Origin of the sequence: Streptomyces sp. NPDC051109 (genome assembly GCF_044455885.1) — a bacterium.
GTDB lineage: Bacteria > Actinomycetota > Actinomycetes > Streptomycetales > Streptomycetaceae > Streptomyces.
The window spans coordinates 91,386-118,337 of record NZ_JBITFF010000007.1; the positions used below are offsets into that span (position 1 = coordinate 91,386).

The following is a 26,952-nucleotide window of genomic DNA, read 5'->3' on the forward strand; positions in this document are numbered from 1 at the left end:
CCCCTGGTCCTGGTCCTGGTCCTGGTCCTGGTCCTGGTCCTGGTCCTGGTCCTGGTCCTGGTCCTGGTCCTGGTCCTGGTCCTGGTCCTGGTCCTGGGCCTGGGCCTGGTCCTGGTCCTGGGCCTGGGCCTGGGCCTGGGCCTGGGCCTGGGCCTGGGCCTGGGCCTGGGCCTGGCGCCGCGACCCCGCCCGCGGCCCCGGCCCCCGCCCGTGGCAGGCGCGGCAGCGCCCTGCTCTCCCGTACCGCCGTCAACGCCGCTCTCCTCCTCGTCGCCGCATACACCCTGATGCCGCTCGCCTGGCTGGTCCTGGCCGCCACCAAGAACCGCCGGGACCTGTTCGCCACCGCCCCCTACGCGCTGGGCGACTTCAGCCTCCTCGGCAACCTCGGCGAGGTCTTCACGTACAACGACGGCATCTTCGGGCGCTGGCTGGCCAACAGCCTCCTCTACACCGTCGTGGGCTCCACCCTCTCCGCCCTCATCAGCGTGGCCTGCGGCTACGCGTTCCACGCGTACGAGTTCCGGCACAAGGAGAAGCTCTTCGGCGTCGTCCTCGCCGGGATCCTGGTCCCCGCCACGGTGCTCCAGCTGCCGCTGTACCTGATGGCCTCGGCCGCCGGGGCCGTGAACACGTACTGGGCCTACCTGGTGCCCGCCCTGGTCAACCCCTTCGGCGTCTACCTGGCCCGGGTGTTCGCCGAGGGTTACCTCCCGGACGAGGTGCTGGCCGCCGCCCGCGTCGACGGCGCGGGTGAACTGCGGCTCTTCGCGCACGTGTCGTTCCCGATGCTGTGGCCGGGGTTTGTGACCATCTTCCTGTTCACCTTCACGGCCATCTGGAACAACTTCTACGGCGCGCTGACCATGCTGAACGACGAGCGGCTCTACCCCGTCAGTCTGGGCCTGTTCATGTGGAACCGCAGCGTCTACCAGCAGCCCGAGCTCTATCCCCTGGTGATCACCGGTTCACTCGTCGCCGTCGTCCCGCTCGTGCTGGCCTTCCTCGGCCTGCAGCGGTTCTGGCGCTCGGGTCTCACCGCAGGAGCCGTCAAGTGACCCACCGCCTCCTCCCCGCCGGAGCCGGCCCCCGCCGCCGCCCCGCCACCGTGCTCGCGATGAGCGTCGGCACCCGGGCCGCCGTCCTCAGCGGCCGCCTGCTTCCCGAGCTGGTCCGGGTCGCCGATGTGGACACCGACCTGCTGCTGACCGGCTTCGAGCACGAAGAGCCCGAACTGCGGCGCCGCCTCGCCGACGCCGAGGTGCTGTTCACCGGGTGGGGCTGCCCGCCGCTCGACGCCGAGGCGCTGGAGCGGATGCCGCGGCTGCGCGCGGTGGTGCATGCCGCGGGCAGCGTCAAACAGCACGTCACGGAGGCGTGCTGGGAGCGCGGGCTGCTGGTGTCCAGCGCGGCCGCCGCCAATGCCCTGCCGGTCGCCGAGTACACGCTCGCCGCCATCCTGTTCGCCAACAAGCGGGTCCTGGAATCCGCCCACGCGTACCGGGCCGCGCGCGGCCCGATCGACCTGCTGCGCCGCTACCCGGGCGTCGGCAACTACCACCGCACCGTCGGCATCGTCGGTGCCTCGCTCATCGGCCGGCGCGTGATGGAGCTGCTGCGCCCCTTCGACCTGCGGGTGCTCGTCCACGATCCGTACGCCGACCCCGGCGAGCTCGCCGCCCTGGGCGGGGAGTCCTGCGTGCTCGACGAACTGCTGCGCCGCAGCGACGTGGTGAGCCTGCACGCCCCCGCGCTTCCCCAGACCCGCCATCTGCTGGACGCGTCCCGGCTGGCACTGATGCCGGACGGCGCCACGCTCGTCAACACCGCGCGGGGCTCGCTCGTCGACACCGCGGCGCTGACCGAGGAGCTGGTCGCCGGCCGGCTGCACGCCGTACTCGACCACACCGAGCCCGAGGTGCTGCCCGCCGGCTCCCCGCTGTACAACCTTCCGAACGTGCTGCTCACCCCCCATGTGGCGGGTTCGCTGGGCGGGGAGCTGGACCGGCTCGCGGCAACGGCGGTCGAGGAACTGGAGCGGTACGCCCTGGGGCTGGACTTCCGCCACGCCGTCGACCGCGGCCGGCTCGCCTATTCGGCCTGAGCCCCCGGTCCCGCTCCCCTCGCCACCAGCTGTTCCAGGTGCTCCCGGCCCCGCGCGAGCTGGGCGGGCAGCTCGGCGGCGCCGGGATACCAGCGTTTCTCGTACTCCCAGCAGAGCCAGCCGTCCGGCGGTGCGGCGGCCACGGCCTCGGCGAGCGGCAGCACCCCGGCGCCGAGCGCGAGGGGGGTGAGCTCCTGCGCGGACGCCACGTCCTTCACCTGTACGTAGCCCAGGTGCCGGTCCAGCGCCCGCCGCGACTGCTTCGGGGACTCGCCGCCGAGCCAGGTGTGCAGTACGTCCCACAGCGCGCCCGCGCCGCCGTGCCCGACCCGGTCCAGTACCCGCGCGGCGGCGGCTCCCGTCCGGTGCGAATCGTGCGTCTCCAGCAGGATCCGCACCCCGTGCCGCTCGGCGAACGGCGCGGCGGCGGCGAGCCGGCGCACGGCACGGGCATCGGCGGCGGACTCGGACTGCCCGGCGCCTCCCGGGAAAACCCGGACGTAGGGGGCTTCGAGGTCGGCGGCGAGGCGGACCAGGGTGTACAGCTCGGCGAGGACCGGCTCGTCGGCGCCGGGGGCGGCCACCCGGGCATAGCCCGCGACCCCGAGGACCGCGACCCCGGCGGCAGCGAGGGTGCGCAGGGCCGCCGTCCGGTCGGCCGGCGGGCTGTGGGGGTGCAGGGGCTCCTCGGGGTGGGCGCGCAGTTCGAGGGCGTCGTAGCCGTGGGCGGCGGCGAGGGCGGCGCTCCGGACCAGCGGCGCTCCGGGCAGGCCGAGCGTGGAGAAGGCGTACCTCACGGACGGCTCCCCCCGGGCGGGGGCGGCGCGGTGGAGCCGCGCACCATGAGTTCGGTGGGCAGGGTGGTGATGCCGCCCGGGGGCAGGGGCCTGCGGCCGGTGACCAGCTGGGCGGCGAGTATGCCTGCCTCGCGCAGCGGTACGCGGACGGTGGTGAGCGCCGGGGCGGTGTCCACGCAGACCGGGAGGTCGTCGAAGCCGGCGACGGAGACGTCACCGGGGATGCGCAGGCCGGCCTCGCGCAGGGCCGCCGCCACTCCGGTGGCCACGGTGTCGTTGGCCGCGGCGACGGCGGTGAACGGGGCTCCTCGGCGCAGCAGCTCGCGGGTGGCGTCGTAGCCCGCGGAGCGCTCGAATCCGGCGTGCACCGTGAGCGGGTCGCAGGCTTCGGGCAGGCCCGGATCGTGCCGTCGCAGCGCCTCGCGGTGGCCGCCGAGGCGCTCCCGGGTGGTGCTCAGCCCCGGCGGGCCGGCGACGTACGCGATGCGCCGGTGGCCGAGCGACAGCAGGTGTTCGGCGAGGCGGAAGGCGCCGCCGCGGTCGTCGAACATGACGGTGGCGACGGGTAGGGCGGGGGGTACGGGCAGCGGGGGCCGCCCGCACAGGACGACGGGGGCGCCGGCGTCCGCCATTCGGGTGACGCGGGCGGCGAGGGCCGCGGTGTGCCCGGGCTCCTCGACGGCGCCTCCGGTGAGGACGACCCCGCCGGCGCGCTGGCCCTCCAGCAGGGTCAGGTAGGCCAGTTCGGCCGCGGGGGCGCCCTCGGTGTTGCAGACGACGGCGAGGCGGCGGGGGTCGCCCTGGCCGGTCGGGGCGAGCGCGCGCTGCAGGGATCCGGCGAGGATGCCGAAGAAGCCGTCCGCCACGTCGTGGACGAGGACCCCGACCAGGTCGGAGGTGGCGGCCGCGAGGGCGCGGGCGGGGCCGTTGGCCACGTAGCCGAGCTCTTCGACGGCCTGTTCCACGCGGGTCCGGGTGCCGCCCGCCACCGGGTATCCGCCGTTGAGCACGCGCGAGACCGTCGCGGGCGACACGCCCGCGTGCGCCGCGACTTCGGCGAGAGTCACCGCCATCTTGCACCCCTCCTGCTCGTCCCGGGTCATCGTCTCATCCGGGTGTGGATCTCCATACTCCCCGATTTAGAAAGCGCTTTCCATCACTCGAACGAGTGTTGCGCGGCGACCGTTTCCGGCTCTAGCCTGATGAGAGTGAAAGCGCTTTCTATCGGTTTCCCTCGCGCTTTCCGCCAGGCCGCGAAAGAGCAGAAGGAACGAGCACGAAGGAGGGGACACCGTGGAGCGCAGGACGATCAAGATCGCCATGAACGGCGTGACCGGGCGGATGGGATACCGCCAGCATCTGGTCCGTTCTCTGCTCGCCCTGCGTGAGCAGGGCGGGCTGGACCTGGGCGACGGCCGGGTGCTGTGGCCCGAGCCGGTGCTGGTAGGGCGCCGGGAGCCGGCGCTGCGGGCCATCGCCGAGGAGCACGGGCTGGAGCAGGTCAGCACGGACCTGGCGGCCGTGCTCGCCGACCCCGAGGTCGAGATCTACTTCGACGCTCAGGTCACCGCTGCCCGCGAGGGCGCGGTCCGGCAGGCCGTGGCGGCGGGCAAACACGTGTACTGCGAGAAGCCGACGGCTCTGAGCTTCGCTTCCTCCCTGGAGCTGGCCCGCCTGGCCGCGGCAGCCGGGGTCAAGCACGGGGTGGTCCAGGACAAGCTGTTCCTGCCGGGGCTGCTGAAACTGAAGCGTCTGGTCGAAGGCGGTTTCTTCGGCGAGATCCTGTCCGTCCGCGGAGAGTTCGGGTACTGGGTGTTCGAGGGCGACTGGCAGCCGGCCCAGCGGCCGTCCTGGAACTACCGGGCGCAGGACGGCGGGGGCATCGTCGCCGACATGTTCCCGCACTGGGAGTACCTGCTGCACGAGCTGTTCGGCCCGGTCCGCACGGTGCAGGCCCTGGCCCGTACGCACATCGGGCGCCGCTGGGACGAGGAGGGCAAACCGTACGAGGCGACGGCGGACGACGCGGCGTACGCGGTCTTCGAGCTGGAGGGCGGCGCCGTCGCGCAGATCAACTCCTCCTGGGCGGTGCGGGTCCACCGCGACGAGCTGGTGGAGTTCCAGGTGGACGGGACGCAGGGGTCGGCGGTCGCCGGGCTGCGCGGCTGCCGCGTCCAGCACCGGGGGGTGACGCCCAAGCCGGTGTGGAATCCCGATCTGCCACAGGCGGAGTCCTTCCGCTCCCAGTGGCAGGAGGTCCCGGACCACGGCCCGTTCGACAACGGCTTCAAGGCCCAGTGGGAGCTGTTCCTGCGTCATGTCGTGCTCGACGAGCCCTGGCAGTGGGACCTGCTGGCCGGCGCGCGCGGAGTGCAGCTCGCCGAGCTGGGGCTGCGCTCCTCGGCGGAGGGCCGGCGGCTGCCGGTGCCGGAGGTGGTCCTGTGAGCATCCGGCTTCCGGCGGCGGACGGCGGGTACCGGCTGCACCGGCCGTGCACCGATCCGCTCGCGCCACTGGTCTGCGGTCCGGCACGCAGCCGCAGGTTCTACGCTGCGGCGCACGTGGTGGCGGATCCGCTCGCAGCCTGCGCCGACGGCTCGGCCTACCGGGCCGGGCCGGCCGTGGACTGGGAGGCGACGCTGGCCTTCCGGCACCGGCTGTGGGCGCAGGGCCTCGGGGTCGCGGAGGCCATGGACACGGCGCAGCGCGGGATGGGTCTGGACTGGCCGGCTGCGGCGGAGCTGATCGGCCGGTCGGCCGCGGAGGCCCGGGCGGTGGGCGGCCGGATCGTATGCGGCGCGGGCACCGACCAACTCGCGCCGGGCGGCGGGCACACTCTGGCCGCGATCACCGCCGCGTACGAGGAGCAGCTCGCGCACGTCGAGGACTGCGGGGCGGCGGCCGTACTGATGGCCTCCCGCGCCCTGGCGGCCGCGGCGCGCGGGCCCGAGGACTATCTGGAGGTGTACGGGAGACTGCTGCGGCAGAGCGCCCGGCCGGTCGTACTGCACTGGCTGGGGCCGATGTTCGACCCGGAGCTGGCGGGCTACTGGGGACACGCCGATCCCGCCGCGGCCACCGAGGTGTTCCTGAAGGTCATCGCCGACTGCCCGGAGAAGGTGGACGGGATCAAGGTCTCGCTCCTGGACGCGGAGCGGGAGAAGGACATCCGGCGCCGGCTCCCGCCGGGCGTGCGCTGCTACACCGGCGACGACTACCACTATCCCGAGCTGATCGCCGGGGAGGGGTCCGGGGATCCGGCGAGCGATGCGCTGCTGGGCGTCTTCGATCCGATCGCCCCGCTGGCCGCCCGGGCCGGGCTCGCGCTGGACCGGGAGGACCCCGCGGGTTTCCACGAGTTGCTCGATCCCACGGTGCCGCTGTCCCGGCACCTGTTCGCCGCGCCGACCCGCCACTACAAGACGGGGGTGGTGCTGCTGGCCTGGCTCGCGGGGTACCAGGGGCACTTCACGATGCTGGGCGGGTTCCAGTCGGCCCGGCCGCTGCCCCATCTGGCCACCGCGTACGAACAGGCCGATCTGCTGGGCCTGTTTCCCGATCCGGAGCTCGCCGAGTCGCGGATGCGGCAGCTCCTCGCGGTGTACGGGGTGGCGTCATGAGCCCCCGGCCGGCCCCGGCCCGGTTCAGCCTCAACCAGGCGACGGTCCGGCAGTGGTCGGTGCCCGAGCTGGTCGACGGGTGCGTCACGGCCGGGGTGGCCGCGGTCGGGCTGTGGCGGGATCCGGTGCGGGAGTTCGGGCTGCGCGAGACGGCGAAGCTGGTCGCCGGGGCCGGGCTGCGGGTCAGCTCGCTGTGTCGCGGCGGGTTCTTCACCGCCGCCGATCCGGCGGGGCGGGCGGCGGCCCTGGAGGACAACCGCCGGGCCGTGGAGGAGGCCGCCGAGCTGGGCGCCGACGTGCTGGTCCTGGTCTCGGGGGGCCTGCCCGACGGCGACCGGGACCTGGTGGGGGCGCGGCGGCGGATCGTCGACGTCCTGGGCGAGCTCGCCCCGTGGGCGAGCGCACACGGGATACGGCTGGGGATCGAGCCCCTGCACCCGATGTTCGCCTCGGACCGCTGCGTGGTCTCCACGCTCGGCCAAGCCCTGGACATCGCCGAGCAGTTCCCGGCGCGACAGGTGGGGGTGGTCGCCGACTCCTACCACCTGTGGTGGGACGAGCGTCTGCCGGCCGATCTGCGCCGGGCGGGTGAGGGCGGGCGGATCGTGTCGGTCCAGGTGGCCGACTGGGTGACCCCGCTCCCCCAAGGGGTGCTGCTGGGGCGGGGGCAGTTGGGCGACGGCTGCATCGATCTGCGGGCGTTCCGGGAGCTGGCCGACTCGGCCGGCTATCGGGGCCCGGTCGAGGTGGAGATCTTCCATCCGGGGCTGTGGGCGCGAGACGGTGCCGAGATGCTGCGGGAGGTGATCGACCGATACCGCGAGCACGTGGCCTGAGGCGCGTGGCACGGGGCACGGGGCACGGCGCATTCCGAGTGGGGCGAGTGACGGGCCGGCGGGGGCCGGTACGGGATCGGACAAGGAGCATGCGATGACAGACGTGTGGAGTCGGCGCGCCTTCCTCTCCGCCGCGGGCGGGGGTGCGCTCCTGCTGGGAGCGCCCGCCGCGCTGGCGGGGGCCGCGCCGGCGGACGAGGTCCACGGCGCCCTGCGGGCGGTGTGGCGCGGCCTCTACCTGGGCGGTGACGTCCCCGCCACGGCCGAGCCGTTCCGTTCGAGACTTGCCGATCTCGGCGCCCTGGCCGGCGGGTGGCGCTCCGCCATGGCTCCGGCGGTCGGCTCGCTCTGGCCCGACCTCGGGTACGGCACCGACCCCGAGATGATGATGCACAGCTACTACCGGCTGCGGACGATGGCCGAGGCCTACGTCCGGCCCGGGACCGGGCTCACCGGGGACGCCGGGCTGCGCTCGGCCCTGCTCACCGGGCTGGACCATCTGCACGCGGACGTCTACCACGCCGGCCGGGTGCGGTACGGCAACTGGTACTGCTGGCAGATCGGCGCCCCGCAGGCGCTGCTGGACCTGTGCGTGCTGCTGTACGAGGAGCTGCCGGCCGCCCGGCTCGCCGACTCCTGCGCGGCCGTCGACCACTTCGTCCCGGACTCCGCCGTCGGCTCGTACACCGGGACCAGTACGGGGGCCAACCGGGTCGACCTGTGCCGGGTGCTGGCGCTGCGCGGGGTGGTCGGCGGGGAGTCGGCGAAGATCGCCCTGGCCCGGGACGCGCTCGCGCCGGTGTTCCCGTACGTCACCTCGGGCGACGGCCTCTACCCGGACGGGTCGTTCGTCCAGCACACCTGGGTGCCGTACGCGGGGACGTACGGGGCGGTGCTGCTCGGCGGCCTCGGCATGCTCTTCGCTCTTCTGAGGGGCACCGCGTGGGAGGTCACGGACCCCGGGGCGCAGATCGCTTTCGACGCGGTGGAGCGGGCCTGGGCACCGTTCCTGTTCAACGGGCTGGTCATGGACGCCGTGTCGGGGAGGGCGGTGAGCCGGGGTCTGATGGTCGCCGACCCACGGCAGGTCCAGCAGGACGACCATGCCCGCGGGCACGCGGTGCTCGCCGCGATCCTGCTCCTCGCGGAGGGTGCGAGCGCCGTCGAGCGGGCGCGCTGGCGGGGGTTGGTGAAGGGCTGGATGGCCCGGGACTACTACAGCCGTCCCCTCGCGGACACGGCACTCGCCCTGTCCTCGCTCGCCCGCCTGGCACAGGTCGAGGCCGACGCGTCGGTCACGGCACTGCCCGAACCGGTCGGGCACCGGCTGTTCGCGTCCATGGATCGGGCCACGCACCGGCGGCCCGGCTGGGCGGCCTCGCTGTCCATGGCCTCGAAGCGGATCACCCACTACGAGACGGGCAACGGGGAGAACCTGCGCGGCTGGCACACCGGGAGCGGAATGCTCTCCTGGTGGGGGGATACGTACGGCAACGGGCAGTACTCGGACGCCTTCTGGCCCACGGTGGACCCGTATAGGCTGCCGGGGACCACGGTGTCGCGGAAGGTGCTCGCCGACGGGGCGGGCGGTGACTGGGGGGCGTCCCGGCCCGATGCGGCCTGGGTGGGCGGGACGACCGACGGGGAGTTCGCCTCGCTGGGCCAGCACTTGCGGGGCCTGGGCAGCACGCTCACGGCCCGCAAGTCGTGGTTCTTCCTGGACGACACGATCGTCTGCCTGGGGGCCGGGATCCGCTGCTCGGACGGGACCGCGGTCGAGACGGTGGTCGACAACCGCAATCTGGGCGGCGCCGGCACCCATGCCCTCACCGTGGGCGGAACCGTCCAGCCGGCCGCCCTCGGCTGGACGGCCGCCTTCCCCGCCCCCGGCTGGGCCCATCTGGCGGGCTTCGGCGGGTACGTGATGTCGGGCTCGGGCTCGTTCAGGGCCCTGCGGGAGGCGCGTACCGGCCGGTGGAGCGAGATCAACCGGGGCGGCTCCGCCACGGCCCTGACCCGGCGCTACCTCACCCTCTGGTACGACCACGGCACGGACCCGGCGGGCGCCGGGTACGTCCACCAGGTGCTGCCGGGGGCCACGGCGGCCCGGACCGCCTCCAGAGCCGCCGCCGCCGAGTGGCTTTCCGTACTCGCCAACTCCGAGACGGCGCAGGGCGTCTCGGTGCCCTCGCTGGGCTTCACCGGGGTCAACTTCTGGCAGGCCGGATCGGCCGGTCCGCTGGAGGCGGGAGCGCCCTGCTCGGTGACGGTCCGGGAGAGACCGGACGGCACGGCCGCGGTCTGCGTCGCGGACCCGGCACGGGCACTGACCTCGCTGACGCTGGTATGGAACCGCCCCGTCGCCGCGGTGCTCTCCCGCCCGCCGAGCCTGGTCTCGCAGGCCACGGGCGGCCGGTTGCGGCTCGACTTCGGGAACCTCACCGCGGCGGCGGGCGCCGGCCAGCAGGTGGTGGTCCGGCTGGGGTGAGGCGCCGAGGGTGACATAGCGTGCCCTCCATGGATCAGGAGCACATAGCCGGGGCCGGGGACGGCGACGGCGCGGGCAGGCGGCGGTTCCTCGCGATCGCGACGGGAGCGGCCACAGCCGCCGGGCTGGGGGCCGTGGCCGGCTGCGTGAACGGAGCCGGCGACGGGGCGGCCGGGAAGAGCGAGGGCAAGGCGGCGGCGCCCGGCGGGGCGGCGGGGAAAGGCGGACCGGCCGGCTTCGACGTCAAGGCCGAGAACGCTCGGCCCGGGCATGCCGACTGGCGTGTGACCAGGGCCGGGGCGGCGCGGGCCATCGAGGGTTTCGCCGACAGGGTCAGCGTCCTGCCCGGCGAGTCCTTCGGCCTGCACGTGTCCACCACCGCGCCCCGGTTCACCGTCTCCGCCTACCGGATGGGCTGGTACGGCGGCGCCCGGGCCCGGCTGGTGTGGCGGTCCGAGGCGCTGCCCGGCGTGCGCCAGCCCGAGCACACGGTGGACTCCGCGACCCGGATGGTCCGTACCCGGTGGCCCCGTACGACCACCATCGACACCAAGGACTGGCCCGAGGGGTGCTACCTGCTGCGGCTCGACGCACAGGGCGGCGAGGGCCAGCGCTTCGTCCCGGTCACCGTCCGCTCGGCGGCGAGCGCCGGGCGTACGGTCGTGGTGAACGCGGTGGCGACCTGGCAAGCGTACAACCGGTGGGGCGGCTACGGCAGCTACGACGGCCCCAGCGGCGGGTACGCCTCGCGCTCCCTCTCCGTCACCTTCGACCGGCCGTACGAGTACGACGACGGCGCGGGCCTGTTCCTCGTGTACGAGGCACCGCTGCTCGCCCTCGCCGAGCGGCTCGGCATACCCCTGGCCTACGCGACGACCACCGACGTGGCGCGGGAGAAGCGGCTGCTGGAAGGGGCTGCGGCGGTCCTCTCCCTCGGACACGACGAGTACTGGTCGCCCGAGCAGCGGGCCCACTTCACCGCCGCCCGGGACGCCGGGACCAACATCGCGGTCCTCGGCGCGAACTGCTGTTTCCGCCGGATCCGGCTGGAGCCCTCCGACCTCGGTCCGGACCGCACGGTGGTCTGCTACAAGTCCGCCTACGACCAGGACCCGGGATTCAAGCGCGGCCAGCCGGCCACCGTCGACTTCCGATCGGCGCCCGGCGCCGATCCGGAGAGCTCGCTGCTCGGCGTGATCTACGACGGCTACCCGGTGGACGCCCCGTACGTGGTGACCCACCCCGGCCACTGGCTGTTCGAGGGCACCGGCGTGCAGGCCGGCGACCGGTTCGCGCACCTGGTGGGGGTGGAGTACGACAAGGTCAACACCGGCTTCCCGACGCCCCGGCCGATCGAGATCCTGGCCCACTCCCCCGTGGTGTGCGAGGGCCGGCCCAGCCACCAGGACACGGCGTACTACACGGTGCCGAGCGGCGCGGGCGTGTTCGCGACCGGGACCATGCGGTGGGTGGAGGCCCTGGACGCGACGGGCGACGGCCGCAGCGGTGCCCACCACGGGCTCGACGCGAGGGCGGGCGCGCTGACCACCCGGGTCACGGAGAACCTGCTGCGGGCCTTCGCGGCCGGCCCGGCGGGCCGGGCGCACCCCGCGCAGGACAATGTGAAGGCGGTCTACGGGGACACGACCTAGGATCGTGATCACGGCATCGCGTGTCGGTCACCGACCGGGTGAGGCATGGAGGTGCCGTGATGTGCCTTGCGGAGGCATTCACTCATGTCAGTAGCGCTCAACCACACGATCATCCAGTCCCGGAACAACCGGGAGGCCGCCGAATTCCTGGCGGACGTCCTCGGCCTTGAGGTGGGGACGGAGTGGGGCCCGTTCGTCCCCGTCGAGACCGCCAACGGCGTGACCCTCGACTTCGCGACCGTGCCGGCCGGCTCCCTCACCACCCAGCACTACGCGTTCCTCGTCTCGGAGGAGGAATTCGACGTGTCGTTCGGGAAGATCCGGGCGGGCGGGATCCCGTACTTCGCCGACCCCCACATGAAGCGGCCCGGCGAGATCAATCACAACGACGGGGGCCGCGGCGTCTACTTCCTGGACCCGTCGGGCCACGGGATGGAGATCATCACCCGCCCGTACGGCTATCAGGAGCCCACGGCCGGCTAGCCGACCGGATCGACGCGTCTGCCTCCCGTTCACTCTCCGTCGAGCGGGAGGCAGACGATGTCCGGGGCAGCGGGCCGGGTGGGTGGTGATGCGGGTGCGGACTCCGCACACCTCGGCCTGCAGGCCTCGGTCAGCACCTCCGCCGGGTGAACTCGTACGGCCAATCGTCGAGGTGGTACCGAAAGAGCTGCGCGCGGAAGGGTGGCAAGTCGATGTTCCGCACCGAGGAATCGTTCTTCAACGGCTCAAGGACTTTTACCGTGCCCAGCTTCGTGCCGTCCTCCGCGCGCTGGGTGTACTCCGCGAACTCCTGGTGCGCGCGGCTGATCGGGCATGTGAAGACGCCACCCCGGAAGGATTGACCGCCGAACGCTGCGGCGACATGACGGAAAGCATCACCGGCACCGGCTGGTACGAATGCGTCCTCCGCCCCGGCCACTCAGGCAGCCACGCCGGCCACGGCAACGTGCGGCGGTCGGAGATCCCCCGGCCCTCAGGCGGGCAGGCCGTTGCCTTCGCCCCCGCCATGGGGGTAGGTGCGGCCGCCTGGGCCCTGAACAAGACCGCGTCCCCGACCGCAGCCTGTACCAGGGCATCGCCACTGACCGTGCCGTCCTCAGTGGGCAGGAGCCGAGCCCGTGACCGACCTCCGTGACCATGCCCTGACCGCCGCCGCACACGTCATCCGCGATGGACAGTGGTGGCTGCTCCTCGTCAGCCCCCCTACGGCGAAGACGACGGCATCCTGCGGACACTGGCCCTCGGAAGCACCACCCTCGCGGCACTGGTCGCCCACGAAACCAAGACGATCACCGTCTTACAGATCAACTACCTCGGATGACACGACGAAGGCCCCAGTCGGCCGATGGGGGCCGTCACTTCTCAGCCTGAGCCCGGCCGGACGCGCAAGCCTCCCTTCCAGAGAGCGCAGTGCGGGGCCTGCTGTCCTCCAATCAGGTCGTCCTCCTTCAGATCGTCGCGGATAGTCACAATCCGCCCAGTTGCATCGTCGGTGTACCTCTGCACAACCACCCCGTTGAGCAGGTCTTCGAGCTGCTTGTGGTTCAGGCCCCTGGGCCAGCATGTGCGCGCGTTCACCTTCGTCCCGGTGAACGTGGTATGCGTGCCCGCAACGGCCGCATGGGTGAGGTTCGCACTGTGCATCGAGGCCCCGCTCAAGTCGGCGTCGACCAGGCTTGCGTCCTGAAGGTTGGCGCCGATGAAGTCCACCTCGCGCAGGTCGGCGCCGGTGAAGTCCGCGCCGGTCAAGTCGGTGTCCTGGAACCTAAAGCCCCGCAGATCCGCCCCGGTGAAGTCGGCATTGTGTAGCGACTTCCCGCTGAAATTGATGCCCTTTATGTCATGGCCAGCGACCGTGAAGCCGGGGATGGCCTCGGCGCTCTCCACACTTGCACGCCAAGCCGCAACCTCCTGGGACACACGGATAGACTCTCCCAGGAAGAGGGCGGAGAGCCCGACGGCGATGCCGCACACCAAACCGCCGCCGATACCTGAAAGTACCTCGATCCTCGGCTCAGACTCATCCTCTTTGACGGCCATCCGCCAGGCCCGGAGGGCGAGCAGACCACCAAGGACGAGTAGTACACCGACCAGAGCCCATTGCCATGGGCCTGCATTGGGCACGGGGAACCTCCCCAGCGCACGCGGAATCGGACTACCTCTCCTTCCTCTGTACGCCCTACCCGCAGTGATCGCAAACGACTACTCCAGCGGATGGCAACAGCCTCAAATGCCGAAGCGAAACCTGTATGAGGTGTGCTGCGTCCCCGCGGCCAAAGGCCAGTGCTGGGCGCGCCCCGCCACAAACCGAAGGCCGGCCCGTTAGGCGACTTGCGCCCCTACCCAAAGCGAAGGCCCGCGAGCCCTCCGGCCTTCAGGGGACAGCCGCGGATCAAAGCAACCGCCGCTCTCTCAACGCTGCCCAGCAGGCCCCGCCACCGCCTCCACTCGGCGGCGGCCCCGGCGTCTGACGGCACGCGCCAACGACGGAGGGCCGCCTACCGAATGGTGGACGGGGCCTCAGTGCCCATGAGTACGGCGCCGGTGTGTAGCTGACAGTCGCGTCCCCGCAGCCAGCAGCGATGTCGTACAGCCGGTCCCGCTCCGCCTCATCCACGGACAGGCCCCAACGCAACTTCGTCGCCGTCCACTCCGACGTATACCGGCACAGAGCGCTCACAGCCGGCGGCAGCCACTCAGCAGGGTCCTGGTCCGCCTTGGACCGGTTCGACCGCGCCGTCACCGCGACATCGCTTGGGAGGAATTTGGGGGGGTGGGTCGGTGTAGTGCCACGGTCGCGGGGAGGTAGTCGCAGCGTAGGCCGATATGACGAAGGCCCAGGCAGACGGCGTCTGACCTGGGCCTTCGGCAGTGAACCAGCAGTTCACGCAAGCAGGGGCGGCAGGATTCGAACCTGCGGCATCTGGTTTTGGAGACCAGCGCTCTGACCAGCTGAGCTACACCCCTTCGGTGAGGGAAACTCTGACATGGAGGGCCGCGGAGATCCAAATGGATTACTGGGTCAAGCGGGTGGAAGTTCGGCCCGCGTATGGGCGCCGACGCTCCGGAGCCAGTCGACCAGGGCACCGTTTCCGCTGGTCAGGGCGGCGTCCAGCGGGGTCGTGTCGCCGTGTCCGATCCAGTTGACGTCCACGCCATCGGACAGGAGGTACCGGGCGGCGGTCAGTTGACCTCCGTGGCAGGCGGACCAGAAGGCGGCGGTGAGTTCGCCGGCGGGCGGGGAGTCGGCGGCGAGGAACTCCGCGACGCGGTCGAGCAGTCCGAGGGCGGCGGCCTCGTGGAGGTCGGGGCGGGCGCCGAGTTCGAGGAGCCTGCGGGCGGCCCGCCACTGGCCGAAGGCGCACGCGTCGGTGAGCGGGGTGCCCCCGCCGATGACCGCCCCGGGCGCGGCGACGTCGGCTCCGGCGGCGACGAGGGCGTCGACGGCCTCCACGTCGTCGTTGCTGGCGGCCCAGTGCAGCGGGGTCTCGGCGTGTACCCCGACGAACCGGGCCATCGGGTCGGCCCCGGCGGCGACCAGGGTGCGGATCACCTGCGCGGTGTCCGGCCGGTGGCCGGGCCAGTCCGTGGCGATGTGCAGCAGGCTGCGCCCGCCGGCGCCCGCACACCGCTTGACGATGCGGCCGGCGGCGAGCCCGGGGTGCGCGTCCAGCAGCCGGCGCAGCCCGGGGACGTCGCCGGCCTTGATCGCGGCCGTGACGGCGAGGGCGAGGGGATCGCCGGATTCGAGGATCAGCGGCGCGGACTCCGACGGGTTCGCCATGGGCGGCCTCTCCTTCCGTGGGCGGAGCCCAGGCTACGAGGCCGGCGCGCTCGCCGCCGAGTTGCGTACGCCCCCTTGACCCAGCTGGTCCAGACCAATAGTTTCCGGCATGCACCGCGCACGCGTCCCGCACCGCTCCCGCCCCCGCAAAGGAAGCCCATGCGCCGCAGCACGCCCCGCAGGCTGGCCGTCGCCGCCTGTTCCCTCTCCCTGCTCACCGCCCTCGCACCAGCCGCCGCCGCGCAGGCCGAGACCGGGCACGGCCCCTCGTACAAGCGGGTCGGGTACTTCACCCAATGGGGCGTATACGGACGGGACTTCCAGGTCCAGGACCTGGAGACCAGCGGCACCGCCGGCAAGCTCACCCACATCAACTACGCCTTCGGCAACATCAACGCGGAGGGCAAGTGCTTCACCGGCAACGTGCCGGGTGAGGCGGACGCCTGGGCTGACTACGTGCGCCCGCTCGACGCCGCGAACTCCGTCGACGGGGTCGCCGACAGCGCCGAGCAGCCGCTCGCCGGGAACTTCAACCAGCTGCGGGAGCTCAAGGCCAAGCACCCGGGACTCAAGGTCCTCCTTTCGCTGGGCGGTTGGAGCTGGTCCACGCACTTCTCGGACGCCGCGCTCACCCCCGCCTCCCGCAAGGCCCTCGTCCAGTCCTGCATCGACCTCTACATCAAGGGCGACCTGCCGCAGGACGGCTCCCGCGGCGGCGCGGGCGCGGCGGCCGGCCTCTTCGACGGGATCGACCTCGACTGGGAGTGGCCCGGCTCGGCAGGTGACACGGACACCACGTACCGCCCGGAGGACAAGCAGAACTTCGCCGCGCTGGTGAGGGAATTCCGCACGCAGCTCGACGCGTACGCGCGCGACCGGAAGCGGAAGGAGCGGTACGAGCTGACGGCGTTCGTACCGACCGCCCCCGCCAAGATCGACGCGGGTTTCGACGTCCGCCGCATCATGCGCGACCTCGACTTCGTGACCCTCCAGGGCTACGACTTCCACGTCTCCGGCGAGCCGGCCACCGCCCAGCAGTCCGCGCTGCGCGCCCGCGGCGACTTCAGCGTGGACGGCACGGTGGAGGCGTGGCGCGACCGCGGGGCGCCGGCGCACAAACTGGTGGTGGGCATGCCGTTCTACGGGCAGGGCTGGACCGGTGTCAGCGGCGGCGGGGACGGCATGGGCCAGCCGGCGACCGGCCCGGCGCCGGCGACCTGGGCCGCCGGGTACGAGGACTACAAGGCGCTGAAGAAGCTCGCCGGTTCGGGCACGTACAAGGTCTACCGCGACCGCCGGGGCGGCCACGCCTGGCTGTTCGACGGCAGCACACTGTGGACGTACGACGACCCACAGGTGCTGCGGACCAAGGCGGAGTACATCCGCGAGAACGGCTTGGGCGGCGCGATGTTCTGGTCCCTGGACGCGGACACCGCCGACGGAGAGCTGATGACGGCCGTCGACCGGGGCCTGCACGGCCGCTGACCGGCCGACGGGGAGACCCGCCCGACCTGCCGGCCGGCCGGCAGCGAAACCGGCCGGCCGAGAAAGACCGGCGCCGCCGGGCCGCGGAAATCGACCCGGCCCGGCGGCGTCCCACCACGTACGCTCCCCGAAATGGAGATCACAACGGTACGGGCGGTAAACCGGCTCACCGCACGCTGGGCCCGGCAGGCGGTGACGGGCGAGAAGGGCACCGTCCTCACAGCGGCCGGGATCTGGCCCCTGCTGGCCTTCCTCGCCGACGGCGCGGGCGGCCCGGCCCGCACCGAACTCGCCGAAGCCCTCGGCATACCCGCCGGATCCGCGACGGACGCCGCCCGGAAGCTGCTGACCGACCTCGCCGCCATACGCGGCCTCCAGGCGGCCACCGGACTGTGGACCAGGGCCGGCCTCCCCCTGCACGAACGCTGGCTCGCCGGACTCCCGGACGGCGCCCGCGCCACCCTGACCGGCGACGAGGGCACCGACCGCAAGGCCCTCGACGAGTGGGCGGCGCACCGGACCGGCGGGCTGATCGAGCGGATGCCCCTGCCCGTCCAGAGGGACACCCTGATGGTCCTAGCCTCGGCGCTCGCGCTGCGCCTGCGGTGGATCCAGCCCTTCCGGACCGGATGCATCGATCTGCCCGAGGGCCCGTGGGCCGGGCGGTCGGCGCTCGCGCTGTTCCGCAACACCTCCCTCCTGGACCGCGCGCGGGTGGCGCACACGCCGACCGGCCCGGTGACGCTGCTCGAAGTGGTCGGAGACGGCGGCGTGGACGTCCACCTGGTGCTGGGCGAGACCGCCGCCCGCCCGTGGGAGGTCCTCGCCGCCGGCGCCCGCGTCGTCACCCGGACCGTGCCGTCGACGGGCGCGAGCCTGCTTCCCGAGGGAAACCCGGGACCGGGGTTGCGCATCGGGACGGTCCGTTCGACGGATCGTGCACCCCGCCTGCGGGTCGAGGCGGTGGCTTTCGACGTCAGCGCCGACCACGATCTCCTCGACCACGCCCGGCTCTTCGGCCTGCACACCGCCACGGACGCCGGATCCGGGCATTTCCCCGGGATCAGCCCCGACCCACTTGCCGTCCGGTCGGCCCGGCAGTCGGCGGTGGCCCGCTTCCACGCCGAAGGCTTCGAAGCCGCGGCCGTGACCGCCCTCGGTTCGGCCGCGGGCTGCGCCCAGCCCCGCTACCGGTACCGGGTCCGCCAGGCCGAGGTCGCCTTCCACCGGCCCTTCGGCTTCCTCGCCGTCCACCGCACCTCCCGCCTGGTGCTCGCCGCGGGCTGGGTCGCCGAGCCGGTTACCCTCACGCCATGACCTCCGAAACGATCACCGCAGCAGCATCCGGCACCTGGCGGCTCGGCGACCTCGCCGTCCGCCGGATCGGCTTCGGCGCCATGCGCCTGACGCACCTGGCCGACGGCTCCCCCACCGACCGCGAGCGGGTGGTCTCCGTCCTGCGGCGGGCGGTCGAGCTCGGCGTGAACCACATCGACACCGCTTCCTTCTACTTCTCCCCCACGCGCTCCGCCAACGAGCTGATCAACCACGCCCTGGCCCCCTACGCGGCGGACCTCGTCATCACCACCAAGGTCGGACCGGGCCGCGACTGCGCCGGCCAGTGGTGGTGGGCCACGCCCGAGCAGCTGCGCGGGCAGGTCGAGGAGAACCTGCGCCAACTGGGCCGGGACCACCTGGACGTGGTGAACCTGCGGATCCCGCGCCGGGAGACCACGGGATCGATCTCCGAGCACTTCGGTGCGCTCGCCGAGCTGCGCACGGCCGGCCTCATCCGCCACCTCGGCGTGTCCAACGTACGGCCCGACCACCTGGCCGAGGCCCGGGCCATCGCTCCCGTCGTCTGCGTACAGAACCCGTACGGGATCGGCTCCCCGGCCGAGGACCACGCCTTCCTCGACGCGTGCGGGGACCAGGGCATCGCCTTCGTGCCGTTCTTCGCGATCGCCGGCTCGGGCAAGGAGGCCGGGGCGGTCATGGAGGAGGCCGGGCCGGTACGGGCCGTCGCCGCGGCCCACGGCGTGTCTGCGGCGCAGGTGCGGCTCGCGTGGACCCTGAACCGCGGCCCGCACGTCCTGGCGATCCCGGGCACCGGCAACCCCGACCACCTCGTGGAGAACGTCGCCACCGGGTCGCTGCGGCTGTCCCCCGAGGAGATCGCGCTGCTGTCAGCCGTCCGGCACTCCAGTGCGGTGTCGTGATCCCTTCCGCGGGTTCGACGGCGGTCGTCGTCGGTAGGGGCACCGGCGGGCTGCCGCTCGGTGCCGTCGGCGCCGGTGCGGGGCTCGGTGGCGACCCGCCGAAGCCCGCCCGCCCCGTACCGGTGCCGCCTCACCGCCTCCGGGCGAGGAAGAGGTCCTGAGGCGAGGAAGAGGTCCTGAACAGGGCCTGGAGATGCCGCCCCCGTGGGCGCGCAGGACCTGGGCGGTCTCGGCGAGAACCTGCTCACGCCGGCCGGAGGGCAGGACGCGATAGCGCGAGAGCGAGGCCGGACACCCCAGGTAGTGGTCGGGGTCGTAGTACTGGTCCTGCCGGTACCGGACGGCACGAAAGTCCGTGAAACGACCGTCGCGGCGGCACTCGTCCTCCGACCAGCCGGACGGCAGCCCGCCCCGGTTCCCGGGCACCTCGCCGAAGGAGGACGCCAGCTCACCGTGCGGTGCACCGTCCATCCCGTGGCGGCCGTCGACATCGGCCAGCGCGGCGTGCAGATCCGTGTCGTGGACCCCCTGCGGGTTCCAGAACAACGCCACCGCGCCGCCCGGCGCGAGGGCGTCGTGCACCAAGTCCCAACGCCGCTCCGGATCCGTCCAGTGCCAGGACGTGGCAGCCAAGACCAGCCCGAAGCCACGGCTGTCCGGCTGCCAGTCCTCGAAAGCGCCGACACGCAGCCGCGCCTCGGGACAATGCACGGTGGTGCGGCGCAGTACCTCTGCCATACGCGGATCAGGCGCGACGCACACCAGCGGCGTGCCCGCCGCCGCGAACGGCAACCGTCGCCTTGCCGGTCCCCGCGCCGATCTCCAGCCCCGCACGGTCACCCAAAGCGGCGTACGACAGCATCCGGACCCAGCCACACACGATGACGACGTCACGCCGGAGCACTAGGGGGTGTCTTGTCGACAGGCCGGATCAGCCCCCGGTGGGCGGCGGCCAGGGCCGCCGTTTCGGGGAACGCCGGGACGCGGCCCGTGCCGCCGCGGCCGGAGACCGAGAGGGAGGCCGCCGCCATGCCGTACGCGACGGCGTCGGCGAGGCCGTCGCCCAGGGCGAGCCGGGCGGTGGCGGTGCCGGTGAAGCAGTCCCCGGCGCCGGTCGCGTCCACCGGATCGGGGTTGACCGGTACGGGGTGGTACTCGGCCCGCGTCCCGTCGTCGAGCAGCAGCCGCCCGGCGCCCGCGGTGACCACGACCGTACGGGCGCCCAGGGCCCGGTAGCGGGCGGCGGCGGCGCGCGGATCGGCGGTGCCGACCAGGGCCTCGGCGTCGGCCGGGCAGGAGGTCTTGAGCAGCCCGGTCAGCGGGGCGATCCGGGCCAGCAGCCCGCGGGCCTCGGCACGACCGGTCAGGCGGGGGCGGAAGTTGGGATCGTACGAGACGTGCCCGCCGGCGCCGCGCACGGTCTCGGCCGCGGCCACCACCGCCTCGCGGCTGCTCGGGGACAGGGCGCCCGTGATCCCGCTGGTGACGAGCGCCCTCGCGCCGGTCAGCAGGTCCCGCCAGGACTCGATGTGCCGGGTGGAGAGGGTGGAACCCGCGCTGCGGCTGCGCCAGTAGACGAACGCCCGGTCGCCTTCGGTGTCGGAGGCGAGCAGATAGGCGCCGTTGGGGCGCGGGGCGCGGCGTACGTGGGAGACGTCCACGCCGAGCGCGGCCGCGCGGTGCAGGAGCGGGACGCTGAGCTCGTCCTCGCCGACGACGGCGAGAAGGGCCGTCCGGGCCCCGGCGGCCGCGGCGGCGGCCGCCGCGTTGAGGGCGTCGCCGGAGTAGGAGATGCGGGCAGCGGTGCCGTCGGCGGCTTCCCGCAGGGCGGAGTCGGCGTGGATCTCGACGAGGACCTCACCGAGGACGAGGACGTCGTAGCCGGTGTCGTGGCCGGTACGGGGCGCGGGCGCCATCCTCAGCGCCCCGCCGCGGCGCAGCCGGCGCAGCCGGTGCAGCACGGCCGGGCCAGAGCCGCGAAGACGGCGGCCAGTTCGCCCGGATCGTCGGGCAGCCCGCTGCCGATGCCCACGGCGGCCGCCCCGGCGGCGAGCCACTCGCGGATCTCGGCGGGCCGGATGCCGCCGGTGGGTATGAACAGGGCGCCGGGCAGGACCGCCTTGAGGGAGCGGATGAACTGCGGGCCGCCCACGTGCGCCGGGAACACCTTGGCGGCGCCCGCGGACCGGACGGCGGAGGCGATCTCGCCCGGGGTGAAGCCGCCCTCGACGAAGACCGCCCCGCGCAGGGCGGCGACCGCCCGCACCTCGGGAGCCGGGTAGGGGGAGATCAGGAAGGCCGCGCCCGCGTCGAGGGCGGTCTCGGCCTGGTCGGCGGCCGTGACGGTGCCGACGCCGATCAGGGCGGGCCGGCCGTGCGCGTCGGCGAGCGGGGCGGTCCGCGCGACGGCCTCGGCCCAGCCGTGGGTGGAGGTGGTCAGCTCGACCACTCGGCAGCCGGCGGCCAGCAGGGCGGTGGTCCGGCGGACGGCTTCGTCGGCGTCGGCGTTGCGCAGGACCGGCAGCAGGCGCTGGGCGGCCATCGCGTCGTACGGGTGGCAGGACAAAGGACCCCTCCCTCTCATCTGTTCCACTGCACCACACTGCATTTGTTCCACGTAGTGGAACGCGGTACCGTGTAGCGGAACGGCTTCTGGCAGACCCTACCCTCACCCACCCCTGCACCGGGAGAGCGCATGCCCGACGACGGGCCCACGACGGACGCTACTGAAGGCCCCGTGCGCGGCGGCCGGACCTCGGCCGCCGGCACGGCGCTGGAGAAGTCGATGCGGATCCTGGAGGCCGTGGCCGCGCCGGGCGGACCGCACCGGCTCACCGATGTGGCGGCCGCGGCCGCCGTGCCCAAGTCGAGCGCCTTCCGGATCCTCGCCTCGCTGACCGAGCAGGGCTTCGTACGCCCGGACAGCGGATCGCGGTACGGGGTGGGGCCCCGGTTGCGCGGACTGTCTGCCCTGGTCAGCGGCGGCGAGCCGCACAGCATCGGGCGGATCCTCGGCGAGCTGCGCGAGACGGTGGGCCAGACGGTCCACCTGGCCCTGCACAGCGGGGAGACCCTCACCTACATCCGGAAGCTGGAGAGCGACCAGCCGATCCGGACGGCCTCCCGGGTCGGGATGCGCATGCCGCTGCACAGCACCGCGATCGGCAAGAGCATCCTGGCGCACCTGCCCGAGGGGGAGGTACGGGCGCTGATCGCGAGCGCGGGACTGCCGCGCCGCACGCCGAGGACGCTGACCGCTCCGAAGGCCCTGCTGGCGGAGCTGGAGGACGTGCGGGCCCGGGGCTTCGCCGTGGACGACGAGGAGAACGAGGCGACCATCCGGTGCATCGGCGCCGCCGTGCTGGACCCCGGGGGCCGGCCGATCGGCGGGGTCAGCGTCACCACGGTGGCCTTCCTCGTCTCCCGCGAGGAGATCGAGGCGTACGCACCGGCCCTGTGCGCGGCCGCGCGGGCGCTCGCCCCGCTGCTGTGAACAGCTGGGAAAAACATTTTCGGGTTCTTCTTCCGGATAACCGTTATCGGGGCCGCGCTCGACGGTCTCCCAGGTATCGGGCATCATCGACCGCCGGTACGGACAGGGAACCTCACATGACTACACAGCACACGGCAGAGCTGGTGGCAGCCGCCCGCGCGGGCGATCCCCGCGCGCAGGACGAGCTGGTCGGCACCTATCTGCCGCTCGTCTACAACATCGTCGGGCGCGCCCTGAACGGCTCCGTCGACGTGGACGACGTGGTGCAGGACACGATGCTGCGGGCGCTCGACGGACTCGGCGCCCTGCGGTCGGACGAGAGTTTCCGGTCCTGGCTGGTCGCGATCGCCATGAACCGGGTGCGGGCGCACTGGCAGGCGCGGCACAGCGCCCCCGGCGAGAGCGGGCTCGAAGCCGCCTGGGAACTCGCCGACCCGGGCGCCGACTTCGTGGACCTGACGGTCCTGCGGCTCCAGCTCGAAGGCCAGCAGCGGGAGACGGCCCGCGCCACCCGCTGGCTGGACACCGACGATCGCGCCCTGCTGTCGCTGTGGTGGCTGGAGTGCGCCGGTGAGCTGACCCGCGCCGAGGTGGCCGCGGCCCTCGAACTCTCCCCGCAGCACACGGCGGTGCGCGTGCAGCGGATGAAGGCGCAGCTGGAGTCGGCCCGGGTGGTGGAGCGGGCGCTGGCCACGCAACCGCCGTGCGAGGAGCTGCGCGGGGTCACGGGCGCCTGGGACGGGGCGCCGTCGACGCTGTGGCGCAAGCGAATAGCGCGGCACGCGCGCGAGTGCGTACGGTGCGCGGGACTGTGGGGCGGACTGCTCCCGGCGGAGGGGCTGCTGGCGGGTCTGGCCCTGGTGCCGGTCTCGATGGCACTGCTGGCGGGCATACGGGCGGCCGCGGCCGCCGGCTACGTCCCGGCCGCGGGCTTCGCCCCGGCCGACGCGGCGTACGCGTACGACGGCGGCGCGGGCGCGGGCGCCCAGGCGTACTCCGCCGGCGGGGGCGCGGGCACGGGCTTCGACACCACGGGCTTCGACGGCGTGGACCTCTCCGACGCCGCGACGCAGCTCACCCCCACGGTCTCCGCCCAGGGCGGCATACCGGACGCCACCCCCGGCGGCAGCCGCAGCGTCCAGCGCAAGCGCCGCCGGAGCCGCCGCCGCGCGGTCGGCGGCGCGGTGCTCGCCGCGTGCGTCGCGGGCGGCGGGCTCGCGTACCTCGGCGGGTTCCCCGGCTCGGACGACAAGGACACCGGCGCCGCGCCCGCCGCCCCGCTGTCCGCCCTGGCCGCCCCCGACGCCGCCTCCGCGTCCCCCTCGGACACGGCCTCGCCCTCCGCTTCGGCCTCCCCGTCCCCCTCGGCCTCCGCCTCGCCGAGCCCGTCCGCCGAGAGCCCGACGCCGAGCCCCACGCCGACCAAGTCCAAGGCGCCGGCCCCGCGCCCCTCGGCGCCCGCTCCGGGTCCCGCCCCGGCGGGCGTCGCCGGCCAGGTCATCGCCCTGGTCAACTCCGAGCGCGCGGCGGCCGGCTGCGGCCCGCTGAAGGAGGACCCGCAGCTGCGGTCCGCCGCCCAGGGGCACTCCGACGACATGGCTGCCCGGGACTTCTTCGACCACACCAACCCCGACGGCGCCGACCCGGGGAAGCGGACCACGGCCGCCGGGTACCGCTGGTCGACCTACGGCGAGAACATCGCGCGGGGCCAGCAGACCGCGGCCTCGGTCATGGACTCGTGGATGAAGAGCCCGGGCCACCGCGCCAACATCCTCAACTGCTCCTTCAAGGACATCGGCGTCGGCATCCACTCGGGCCCGGGCGGCCCGTGGTGGACGCAGAACTTCGGCGCCAAGATGTGATCCGGACGCTCCGCTCGCGGCGCGGACCCGCACGCTTCACATTTCGTGCAGGATGGAGTCTGGAGCCGAAAGGGCTGATCGGAGCAGGGGCAGGCGGACGGAGCAGGGCGCATGGCGAGGAAAGAGCTCCGTCCGCACCAGCGGGAGGCCGTCGACGCGGTCCTGCGGGCGCTCGAACTGCCCGCCGGCGGCCGAGTGCCGGGGGCAGGTCTGCGGACCCAGGTGATCATGGCCACCGGCTCCGGCAAATCCCTGGTCGCCGTACGCTCGGCCGAGGAGCTGCGGGCCGGGCGGGTCCTCGTCCTCGTGCCCTCGCTGGACCTGCTCGTACAGACGGCGGCGGCCTGGCGGGAGGGCGGCCGGACCGGGCGCGCCCTCGCGGTGTGCTCCCTGCGCCCCGCGGACGCGGGCATGCCGGCCACCACCGATCCGGCCGAACTGGCCCGCTGGGCGGGCCCCTCGGCGGACCGGGTGACGGTGTACGCCACGTACGCCTCGCTGGGCCTCGGCACGATCGAGCAGGCCCATCTCGCCGGGCTGCCGGGCTGGGACCTGATCGTCGTGGACGAGGCGCACCGTACGTCCGGGCGGATCGGGAAGCCCTGGGCCGTGGTGCACGACAACACCCGGATCCCGTCCCTCCGGCGGCTGTACATGACGGCCACGCCCCGGGTCTGGCAGGACGGCGCGGAGGAGGACGAGGAGAGCGGCCGCGGGCGGGGCGAGCTCGTGGCGTCCATGGAGGACGACCCCGACGGCCCCTTCGGCGCGCGCTGCCACACCCTGACCCTCGCGGAGGCCGTCGACCGCGGCATCTGCGCCCCGTACCGGGTGGTGTGCGTGGACGTCAGCGATCCGGGGTTCCAGGCGGCCGTGCTGCTGGGCGCGGACGCGCGATCCGACGCCGTGCGCGGGTCGCGGCTGGCGGCCCTGCAGGCGGCGCTGGTGAAGGCCGCCGCCGACCAGGGGTTCCGGCGGACCCTCGTCTTCCATCACCTGACACGGGAGGCCGAGGCGTTCGCCGCCGGGCTGCCGGCGGTGGCGCGGCGGATGCGGGCCGCCGACGACGCGCCGGAGCCGGTGTACCCCCGTACGGTCTGGGCGGACTGGCTGTGCGGGCAGCACTCGGCGGCGCACCGGCGGCGGGTGCTGGCGGAGTTCGCGGCGGGCGGGGCCGCGGACAAGGCCTTCCTCGGCAGTGTCCGGGTGCTGGGCGAGGGCGTGGACACCAAGGAGTGCGACTCCGTCTTCTGGGCCGACGTACGGGGGTCCATGCCGGACCTGGTGCAGGCGGTCGGGCGGGCGCTGCGCATCCACCCCGGCGAGGGCAAGGTCGCCTCGCTGGTGGTGCCCGTACTGCTGGGGCCGGACGAGACGGCCGAGTCGATGCTGACCTCGCGGGCGTACGGGGACCTCGCGCGGCTGCTGGAGGCGCTGCGGGCGCACGACACCCGGCTGGTCGAATCGCTGGCGCAGCCGCAGGCTCCGAGCCGGCCGCGGGCCGGGTCCGAGGCCGTGGCCGTGGCCGGAGCCGGGGTGCGGACCGGGGCGCGGGCCCTGCTCAGCTTCTCCACCCCGCGGGATCCGGCGCTGCTGGCGGCGTTCATCCGGCTGCGGGTGCTGCACCCGGAGCGCGAGCACTGGCGGCGCGGGGTGGAGGCCGCCCGGATCTACGCGGCCAGGGCCGGGGACCTGAGGGTGCCGTTCGCGTTCAAGGTGCCGGCGGGGCCGCCTGCCGCGCCGGTCGGCGAGGCCGGTGCGGAGGCCGCCGCCGAGGCCTGGCCGCCGGGGCTGGCGCGGTTCCCGCTCGGCCAGTGGATCGCGGACGTGCGGCGCACCCACCGCCGGGGCGCCCTCGGCCGGGAGCGGGTCGCGCAGCTCGACGAACTCGGCATGGTGTGGAGCCACTTCGACGTGGCGTACGAGGAGGGGCTCGCGGCGGCCCGCGGCTGGGCGGCGGAACACGGCCACCTGCTGCCGCCGGCGGAGGCCACCTGGCGCGGGGCGCCGGTCGGGGTGTGGGTCAAGAACCAGCGGGCCGCCGCCCGCCGCGAGGGTCCCGGCGCCCTGCCGCAGGAGCGCCGGGAGGCTCTGGAGGCCATCGACGCGTCGTGGTGCCCGGCCTGGGACATCTCCTGGCAGCGCGCCTTCCACCTGACCCGCGTCCACCTCGACGCGGGCGGCCGGCTGCCGCTCGCCCCCCGCGAGGTGGTCGTCCAGGGCGAGGACCTGGGCCGGTGGGTACGCGGCCAGCGGCTGGCCTGGGACCAGCTGACCTGGGCGCAGCGCTGGCTGCTGGAGCACACGCTCGGGGTGACCGGGGCGAGCGCGGCCGAGCGCCCGCGGCCGCGGCGCACGCAGGCCGAGAAGTGGGCGGAGCACCTGGCCGCGGCCCGCCTGTTCCACACCCGCGAACGGCACCTCCGGGTCCCGCGCGGCCATGTGGAACGGGTCGGCGCGCAGGACGTCCGCCTGGGTGTCTGGATCGCCAATCAGCGCTCGCGGGCGTCGAGCCTCGCCCCGGACCGGATCGCCGCCCTCGACGCGCTCGACATGCGCTGGTCGACGTCCGCCTGAGCGGCCCCCGGGGGGGCGCACCCCAGTCCGTC

General features: G+C 73.7%; 23 protein-coding genes, 1 tRNA gene and 2 pseudogenes. 17 read left to right on the forward strand and 9 right to left on the reverse strand.

From position 1 onward, the window contains the following. The 3 genes and pseudogenes from ACIBAD_RS15440 to ACIBAD_RS15450 form a co-directional block, all read left to right on the forward strand. A pseudogene (locus ACIBAD_RS15440) lies at window positions 1-288 on the forward strand (hypothetical protein); the annotation flags it as partial. Continuing rightward, window positions 288-1,058 carry a carbohydrate ABC transporter permease gene (locus ACIBAD_RS15445; RefSeq protein ID WP_398907024.1) on the forward strand — a complete coding sequence of 257 codons (771 nt, stop codon included), beginning with the start codon at window positions 288-290 and terminating at the stop codon, window positions 1,056-1,058. The pseudogene ACIBAD_RS15440 and the gene ACIBAD_RS15445, both read left to right, overlap by 1 nt. A gap of 59 nt (window positions 1,059-1,117) precedes the next feature. Next, window positions 1,118-2,104: a hydroxyacid dehydrogenase gene (locus tag ACIBAD_RS15450; protein WP_398907357.1), complete on the forward strand. Its 987-nt coding sequence runs from the start codon at window positions 1,118-1,120 to the stop codon at window positions 2,102-2,104. On the opposite strand, the gene ACIBAD_RS15455 is transcribed toward ACIBAD_RS15450, so the two are convergent. After that, window positions 2,092-2,901: a sugar phosphate isomerase/epimerase family protein gene (locus ACIBAD_RS15455; protein WP_398907027.1), complete on the reverse strand. Its 810-nt coding sequence runs from the start codon at window positions 2,899-2,901 to the stop codon at window positions 2,092-2,094. The genes ACIBAD_RS15450 and ACIBAD_RS15455 overlap by 13 nt on opposite strands. Continuing rightward, entirely contained in the window at window positions 2,898-3,974 is a 1,077-nt protein-coding gene (locus tag ACIBAD_RS15460; RefSeq protein WP_398907029.1) for a LacI family DNA-binding transcriptional regulator, read from the reverse strand. The genes ACIBAD_RS15455 and ACIBAD_RS15460 overlap by 4 nt, the downstream gene beginning before the upstream one ends. 247 nt (window positions 3,975-4,221) lie before the next feature. Between ACIBAD_RS15460 and ACIBAD_RS15465 the strand changes: the two genes are divergently transcribed. From ACIBAD_RS15465 to ACIBAD_RS15500, 8 genes are all read left to right on the forward strand, one after another. Continuing rightward, the gene (locus tag ACIBAD_RS15465; protein ID WP_398907359.1) at window positions 4,222-5,346 is read left to right on the forward strand and encodes a Gfo/Idh/MocA family protein; all 1,125 of its coding nucleotides are present in this window, start codon (window positions 4,222-4,224) and stop codon (window positions 5,344-5,346) included. Continuing rightward, a complete protein-coding gene (locus ACIBAD_RS15470) occupies window positions 5,343-6,521 on the forward strand; it encodes a dihydrodipicolinate synthase family protein (RefSeq protein WP_398907031.1) in 1,179 nt (392 codons plus the stop codon). The genes ACIBAD_RS15465 and ACIBAD_RS15470 overlap by 4 nt, the downstream gene beginning before the upstream one ends. Next, window positions 6,518-7,357: a sugar phosphate isomerase/epimerase family protein gene (locus ACIBAD_RS15475; RefSeq protein ID WP_398907033.1), complete on the forward strand. Its 840-nt coding sequence runs from the start codon at window positions 6,518-6,520 to the stop codon at window positions 7,355-7,357. The genes ACIBAD_RS15470 and ACIBAD_RS15475 overlap by 4 nt, the downstream gene beginning before the upstream one ends. 94 nt (window positions 7,358-7,451) lie before the next feature. After that, the gene (locus tag ACIBAD_RS15480; protein WP_398907035.1) at window positions 7,452-9,845 is read left to right on the forward strand and encodes a polysaccharide lyase 8 family protein; all 2,394 of its coding nucleotides are present in this window, start codon (window positions 7,452-7,454) and stop codon (window positions 9,843-9,845) included. A gap of 29 nt (window positions 9,846-9,874) precedes the next feature. Beyond that, on the forward strand, window positions 9,875-11,497 hold the full coding sequence (locus ACIBAD_RS15485) for a N,N-dimethylformamidase beta subunit family domain-containing protein (protein WP_398907037.1): 1,623 nt from the start codon (window positions 9,875-9,877) through the stop codon (window positions 11,495-11,497). Window positions 11,498-11,581: 84 nt separating this feature from the next. Next, window positions 11,582-11,980: a VOC family protein gene (locus ACIBAD_RS15490; RefSeq protein ID WP_398907039.1), complete on the forward strand. Its 399-nt coding sequence runs from the start codon at window positions 11,582-11,584 to the stop codon at window positions 11,978-11,980. A gap of 212 nt (window positions 11,981-12,192) precedes the next feature. Then, entirely contained in the window at window positions 12,193-12,342 is a 150-nt protein-coding gene (locus tag ACIBAD_RS15495; protein WP_398907041.1) for a hypothetical protein, read from the forward strand. A gap of 338 nt (window positions 12,343-12,680) precedes the next feature. Next, window positions 12,681-12,821: a hypothetical protein gene (locus ACIBAD_RS15500; RefSeq protein WP_398907043.1), complete on the forward strand. Its 141-nt coding sequence runs from the start codon at window positions 12,681-12,683 to the stop codon at window positions 12,819-12,821. 41 nt (window positions 12,822-12,862) lie between these two features. Here ACIBAD_RS15500 and ACIBAD_RS15505 read toward each other — a convergent pair whose 3' ends face one another. The 4 genes and pseudogenes from ACIBAD_RS15505 to ACIBAD_RS15520 form a co-directional block, all read right to left on the reverse strand. Beyond that, window positions 12,863-13,624: a pentapeptide repeat-containing protein gene (locus ACIBAD_RS15505; protein WP_398907045.1), complete on the reverse strand. Its 762-nt coding sequence runs from the start codon at window positions 13,622-13,624 to the stop codon at window positions 12,863-12,865. 412 nt (window positions 13,625-14,036) lie between these two features. Then, a pseudogene (locus tag ACIBAD_RS15510) lies at window positions 14,037-14,249 on the reverse strand (HNH endonuclease); the annotation flags it as partial. Between the two features lie 144 nt (window positions 14,250-14,393). Next, window positions 14,394-14,467 (reverse strand) — tRNA-Trp (locus ACIBAD_RS15515). 55 nt (window positions 14,468-14,522) lie between these two features. After that, the gene (locus ACIBAD_RS15520; protein WP_398907047.1) at window positions 14,523-15,284 is read right to left on the reverse strand and encodes an ankyrin repeat domain-containing protein; all 762 of its coding nucleotides are present in this window, start codon (window positions 15,282-15,284) and stop codon (window positions 14,523-14,525) included. Between the two features lie 159 nt (window positions 15,285-15,443). On the opposite strand from ACIBAD_RS15520, the gene ACIBAD_RS15525 reads away from it, so the two are divergent. The 3 genes from ACIBAD_RS15525 (at window position 15,444) to ACIBAD_RS15535 (ending at window position 18,988) form a co-directional block, all read left to right on the forward strand. Beyond that, window positions 15,444-16,769 carry a glycoside hydrolase family 18 protein gene (locus ACIBAD_RS15525; protein WP_134069213.1) on the forward strand — a complete coding sequence of 442 codons (1,326 nt, stop codon included), beginning with the start codon at window positions 15,444-15,446 and terminating at the stop codon, window positions 16,767-16,769. A gap of 132 nt (window positions 16,770-16,901) precedes the next feature. Further along, complete coding sequence (locus tag ACIBAD_RS15530) at window positions 16,902-18,086, forward strand: serpin family protein (protein WP_398907050.1); 1,185 nt, start codon at window positions 16,902-16,904, stop codon at window positions 18,084-18,086. Continuing rightward, window positions 18,083-18,988: an aldo/keto reductase gene (locus tag ACIBAD_RS15535; RefSeq protein ID WP_134069215.1), complete on the forward strand. Its 906-nt coding sequence runs from the start codon at window positions 18,083-18,085 to the stop codon at window positions 18,986-18,988. The genes ACIBAD_RS15530 and ACIBAD_RS15535 overlap by 4 nt, the downstream gene beginning before the upstream one ends. On the opposite strand, the gene ACIBAD_RS15540 is transcribed toward ACIBAD_RS15535, so the two are convergent. The 3 genes from ACIBAD_RS15540 to ACIBAD_RS15550 all read right to left on the reverse strand — a co-directional run bounded on the left by ACIBAD_RS15540 (window position 18,956) and on the right by ACIBAD_RS15550 (window position 21,554). Continuing rightward, entirely contained in the window at window positions 18,956-19,726 is a 771-nt protein-coding gene (locus ACIBAD_RS15540; protein WP_398907052.1) for a class I SAM-dependent methyltransferase, read from the reverse strand. The two genes, ACIBAD_RS15535 and ACIBAD_RS15540, sit on opposite strands and share 33 nt — an antisense overlap. A 152-nt stretch (window positions 19,727-19,878) precedes the next feature. Beyond that, window positions 19,879-20,949 carry a PfkB family carbohydrate kinase gene (locus ACIBAD_RS15545; protein ID WP_398907054.1) on the reverse strand — a complete coding sequence of 357 codons (1,071 nt, stop codon included), beginning with the start codon at window positions 20,947-20,949 and terminating at the stop codon, window positions 19,879-19,881. After that, on the reverse strand, window positions 20,907-21,554 hold the full coding sequence (locus ACIBAD_RS15550; RefSeq protein ID WP_398907056.1) for a bifunctional 4-hydroxy-2-oxoglutarate aldolase/2-dehydro-3-deoxy-phosphogluconate aldolase: 648 nt from the start codon (window positions 21,552-21,554) through the stop codon (window positions 20,907-20,909). The genes ACIBAD_RS15545 and ACIBAD_RS15550 overlap by 43 nt, the downstream gene beginning before the upstream one ends. 129 nt (window positions 21,555-21,683) lie before the next feature. Between ACIBAD_RS15550 and ACIBAD_RS15555 the strand changes: the two genes are divergently transcribed. The 3 genes from ACIBAD_RS15555 (at window position 21,684) to ACIBAD_RS15565 (ending at window position 26,920) form a co-directional block, all read left to right on the forward strand. After that, window positions 21,684-22,481, forward strand: coding sequence for an IclR family transcriptional regulator (locus tag ACIBAD_RS15555; RefSeq protein WP_134069217.1), 798 nt, complete (start codon window positions 21,684-21,686; stop codon window positions 22,479-22,481). 116 nt (window positions 22,482-22,597) lie between these two features. Next, the gene (locus ACIBAD_RS15560) at window positions 22,598-24,343 is read left to right on the forward strand and encodes a sigma-70 family RNA polymerase sigma factor (protein ID WP_134069218.1); all 1,746 of its coding nucleotides are present in this window, start codon (window positions 22,598-22,600) and stop codon (window positions 24,341-24,343) included. Between the two features lie 111 nt (window positions 24,344-24,454). After that, entirely contained in the window at window positions 24,455-26,920 is a 2,466-nt protein-coding gene (locus tag ACIBAD_RS15565) for a Helicase associated domain protein (RefSeq protein WP_398907059.1), read from the forward strand. Window positions 26,921-26,952 lie beyond the last annotated feature (32 nt).

What these genes read in the sequence shown, in the direction of transcription:
- ACIBAD_RS15535 (WP_134069215.1), top strand. Translation starts at nt 18,083, where the DNA reads ATGACCTCCGAAACGATCACCGCAGCAGCATCCGGCACCTGGCGGCTC.
- ACIBAD_RS15485 (WP_398907037.1), top strand. Translation starts at nt 9,875, where the DNA reads ATGGATCAGGAGCACATAGCCGGGGCCGGGGACGGCGACGGCGCGGGC.
- ACIBAD_RS15495 (WP_398907041.1), top strand. Translation starts at nt 12,193, where the DNA reads ATGTTCCGCACCGAGGAATCGTTCTTCAACGGCTCAAGGACTTTTACC.
- ACIBAD_RS15540 (WP_398907052.1), bottom strand. Translation starts at nt 19,726, where the DNA reads ATGGCAGAGGTACTGCGCCGCACCACCGTGCATTGTCCCGAGGCGCGG.
- ACIBAD_RS15555 (WP_134069217.1), top strand. Translation starts at nt 21,684, where the DNA reads ATGCCCGACGACGGGCCCACGACGGACGCTACTGAAGGCCCCGTGCGC.
- ACIBAD_RS15450 (WP_398907357.1), top strand. Translation starts at nt 1,118, where the DNA reads ATGAGCGTCGGCACCCGGGCCGCCGTCCTCAGCGGCCGCCTGCTTCCC.
- ACIBAD_RS15530 (WP_398907050.1), top strand. Translation starts at nt 16,902, where the DNA reads ATGGAGATCACAACGGTACGGGCGGTAAACCGGCTCACCGCACGCTGG.
- ACIBAD_RS15480 (WP_398907035.1), top strand. Translation starts at nt 7,452, where the DNA reads ATGACAGACGTGTGGAGTCGGCGCGCCTTCCTCTCCGCCGCGGGCGGG.
- ACIBAD_RS15465 (WP_398907359.1), top strand. Translation starts at nt 4,222, where the DNA reads ATGAACGGCGTGACCGGGCGGATGGGATACCGCCAGCATCTGGTCCGT.
- ACIBAD_RS15490 (WP_398907039.1), top strand. Translation starts at nt 11,582, where the DNA reads ATGTCAGTAGCGCTCAACCACACGATCATCCAGTCCCGGAACAACCGG.
- ACIBAD_RS15460 (WP_398907029.1), bottom strand. Translation starts at nt 3,974, where the DNA reads ATGGCGGTGACTCTCGCCGAAGTCGCGGCGCACGCGGGCGTGTCGCCC.
- ACIBAD_RS15565 (WP_398907059.1), top strand. Translation starts at nt 24,455, where the DNA reads ATGGCGAGGAAAGAGCTCCGTCCGCACCAGCGGGAGGCCGTCGACGCG.
- ACIBAD_RS15520 (WP_398907047.1), bottom strand. Translation starts at nt 15,284, where the DNA reads ATGGCGAACCCGTCGGAGTCCGCGCCGCTGATCCTCGAATCCGGCGAT.
- ACIBAD_RS15560 (WP_134069218.1), top strand. Translation starts at nt 22,598, where the DNA reads ATGACTACACAGCACACGGCAGAGCTGGTGGCAGCCGCCCGCGCGGGC.
- ACIBAD_RS15445 (WP_398907024.1), top strand. Translation starts at nt 288, where the DNA reads ATGCCGCTCGCCTGGCTGGTCCTGGCCGCCACCAAGAACCGCCGGGAC.
- ACIBAD_RS15525 (WP_134069213.1), top strand. Translation starts at nt 15,444, where the DNA reads ATGCGCCGCAGCACGCCCCGCAGGCTGGCCGTCGCCGCCTGTTCCCTC.
- ACIBAD_RS15475 (WP_398907033.1), top strand. Translation starts at nt 6,518, where the DNA reads ATGAGCCCCCGGCCGGCCCCGGCCCGGTTCAGCCTCAACCAGGCGACG.